3 protein-coding genes and 1 pseudogene are annotated in these 2,823 nt (G+C 70.2%); all 4 read right to left on the bottom strand.

The window, feature by feature from the left end:
• A partial coding sequence (locus tag ABD161_RS15885) for a MerR family transcriptional regulator (RefSeq protein WP_344005214.1) occupies window positions 1–506 on the bottom strand: 506 nt, incomplete at its 3' end.
• A gap of 8 nt (window positions 507–514) precedes the next feature.
• The gene (locus ABD161_RS15880) at window positions 515–1,006 is read right to left on the bottom strand and encodes a hypothetical protein (RefSeq protein ID WP_344005211.1); all 492 of its coding nucleotides are present in this window, start codon (window positions 1,004–1,006) and stop codon (window positions 515–517) included.
• A gap of 101 nt (window positions 1,007–1,107) precedes the next feature.
• Window positions 1,108–1,707 (bottom strand): hypothetical protein, encoded by a 600-nt coding sequence (locus ABD161_RS15875; protein ID WP_344005208.1) that lies wholly within the window; start codon window positions 1,705–1,707, stop codon window positions 1,108–1,110.
• A pseudogene (locus tag ABD161_RS15870) lies at window positions 1,707–2,823 on the bottom strand (hypothetical protein); the annotation flags it as partial. The pseudogene ABD161_RS15870 and the gene ABD161_RS15875, both read right to left, overlap by 1 nt.

The following is a 2,823-nucleotide window of genomic DNA, read 5'->3' as shown; positions in this document are numbered from 1 at the left end:
TTGGGGGTGATCACGGCCTCGGTGACGACGGCGCCGCCGCGGCGCATGGCTCGTGAGGCCTCGATCGAGATCGGCAGCTCTCCCCCGCGGCGGATGCGGCTTTCGAGGGCGAGCGTGACACGGGGCACGCAGACCTTCGCACCCTGCAGGGTGGTCACGGCGACCACGTGGGGCTCGTGCCAGCCCATCGTGCGCCACTGCGCCGGCGGGGTGAAGCCGATGCCGGCGAGCTCCTCGAGGGCGCGGTATGCGGCGCGGAGATCGCGCTGCTCCTGCTCGAGGATCGCGGTCGACGGGTAGATGATGTGCTTGAGGTCATCGAGCCGGCGCAGGGGCACGCCGTGCCGGATCCAGCGGCGGATGGTGCTGTCCGAGACGCCCAGGGCCTCGGCGGCCGCGTGCGTGCGCAGGATGCGCGTGCCGTGGCGGTCGAGGGCGCCGGGCAGCGCGTTAGCGAGGATGATCGCGAGTCTGCGGTCATCCCATGCCGGCGAGCTCGCGGTCACGAGGAGGCCTACGGGCGGTCGAGGATCTGCTGCTGGGTGAGCCGCTCGATCGCCTCGACCTCGCTGCGCTGCCAGCGGGATTTGCCGGCGAGGCGGAACTGCACGGCCGACGGGGAGAGGCCGATCGTGTGCGCCACGGTGCCCTGCGAGATCTTCGCTTCGGAGAGCGCGTTGCGGATCCGGTCGTTGAGCAGCATGTTCACCTCGAGGCGGTCGGTGGACTCGAGGTGGGTGCGCCGGCCGCGGGCGCTGCGGTTCGTGGCCTGGCGGGCCTTCTTCCACGCTGCGTACTCGTCCGCGCGGAAGAACGGCTGCCGGATGCCGGGGATGTAGACCCGCTCGGGGAACAGGACCTTGCCCTTGGGGTTGCCGGCGGCGCGCTCCATCTCGGCGAGGGTGTTGTAGTGGCGCACGGATGCGGCAGCTACGCCGAGGTCATCGGCGATCTGCTGGTAGGTCAGAAAGTCGGACGAGACGATCTGCTCTGCGGTGTGGGCCATGGGGTCTCCGCTCGCGTTCGGGTGCACGTTGGAGAACATATTAGTACGCATAGCCGGTACGGGCTAGGTGCCCTGCCGGAGCAGGGCTCTCGCCCGCGGAATCAGAGGCGTTCGAAGCCGATCTTCTGGATGTCGTCGAACTCCCAGTCGGTCGGGTAGTCCGTCGAGCCGCTGCTGAAATAGCCGGCCAGGTACTCGCGCATGCCCTCTTCGCCGGTCTCGGCGTACGCGCTGAGCAGCTCCTCGTAGGCCTCGGGGCTCAGGTCGGCACGGGTCGTGCGATCGCGCTTGTAGCTCGGGTCGCTGGGGCCTTGGTGGCTGCGGATCTGGACGCGGATGGGCCGTCCGGGCGCGTTGCGTCGGGCGCGGTTGGCCAGGCGCTGACGGCCGCGCTTGGTCGTCGCGGCCTGGCGGGTCCGGGTGACGAGCTTGTCCTTGTGCTCACGGCGGGGGTTGGATGCGCCTTTGAGCCACCGCTGGATGGTGCGCTGGCTGACGCCGAAGCCGCGTGCTGCTTCCCGGGTGTCGACGGCGCGGACCTCGCGCAGCTGGCCGTCGTCGCCGCGGCGGGTGCGGGTGGTGCCGTAGAGGACCTGCAGCATGCCGGCGACGTCGTCTCGGCTGGTGGGGGCTGCTCCGGTGAGGCCTTCGAGGATGGCGCGTTCGGCCTTGGTCTTGCGGGTCTGAGCGTCCTCGTCCATCAGAACGGCTCCTCGTCGTCGAAGTCGATCAGCTCACCGACGTGCTTCTTGGCCTCGAACGGGCCCTTGCCGGTGAGGTAGGGGCGCATGTCCTCGAGCAGGAACTTGGCTTCGGGCTTGTACTGGCCCAGCCCGAAGCCGAGCTTGTTCTCAGGGCCGGGCCATGCGGCGGTGGGGTCGCTCTCGTCGCTGGTGTAGTACAGGGTGTCCTTCACCACGGCGACGGGCCAGCGCCCGGTCTCCTCGCCGATCTTGAAGGCCCAGCGGATGATGTTGGCGCGAGCGCGACCCATGATCAGGTGCCGGCGCCCGGGGGCGAAGCCGTCGGCGATCTTCCCGTCGGGGCCGGTCATGAACTCGCGGGAGGTCATGAGGCCGATCGGGCGGACGTAGGTCTCCTTGATCAGGGCTCGGACGGCGTCGGCGTCGGGGGTGCCGCGGCCGACGCGGGTCAGGCCGTCGCGGATGCGGCCGTACCAGCCCTCCAGGACGCGGCTGTGACGGTGCCAGATGTAGGCCTCGTCGACGTCGAGCTCGTAGCCGAGGTCCTGGGCGAGGGCGAGCGTGTCGGTCGTGGTCCAGATCAGCTCCCCCGGCTGCGGCACCCGCTCGAGGCGGGAGTGCGGGAACAGCGGGTTGGGGGCGAGCCAGGAGCTCGGCTCGGGCATCGCCACGCGCCAGTAGCCGGGCAGCTTGCGGTCGAACTCGTGGCCGTTCGGGTAGTGGGTGGCCTGGCCGATGCCGAGCTCGAGGCCGGCGATCCCGGCGAGGTAGGAGCCGCCGCGGTCGAAGGCGTGCACGTAGGTGTGCTGCAGCTCGGCGTCGGTGGGCTTGCGGTGCCAGCCGGCGTCGAACATCAGGTCGGGGTCAGAGGTGGGCTTCGGGCCGCCGTCACGAGGCTCGGGCAGATCCGGCTCGGCCGAGAACAGCTCGACGCGGTCCTTCCAGCGGGTGGCCTTCATGAGGTCCAGGCCGGTGGTCGACGCGCTCAGCGAGTAGGGGTACTCGATCGCCTCGGCGTAGGCCTGCAGGCGGCGGGCGATCACAGCCGGGTGCGGGTCATCGGCGATGAGGTGCTTGAAGTCGTCGTTGAGGCGCGGGATCAACGCCAGGCGG

This window comes from Microbacterium paludicola (assembly GCF_039529675.1).
In the GTDB taxonomy this organism is placed as follows: domain Bacteria; phylum Actinomycetota; class Actinomycetes; order Actinomycetales; family Microbacteriaceae; genus Microbacterium; species Microbacterium paludicola.
This window is presented reverse-complemented; position numbering and strand designations above follow the sequence as displayed.

Bases quoted from the DNA above. Each gene is read 5' to 3' on its own strand.
- ABD161_RS15880 (WP_344005211.1), bottom strand. From the start codon at position 1,006: ATGGCCCACACCGCAGAGCAGATCGTCTCGTCCGACTTTCTGACCTAC.
- ABD161_RS15875 (WP_344005208.1), bottom strand. From the start codon at position 1,707: ATGGACGAGGACGCTCAGACCCGCAAGACCAAGGCCGAACGCGCCATC.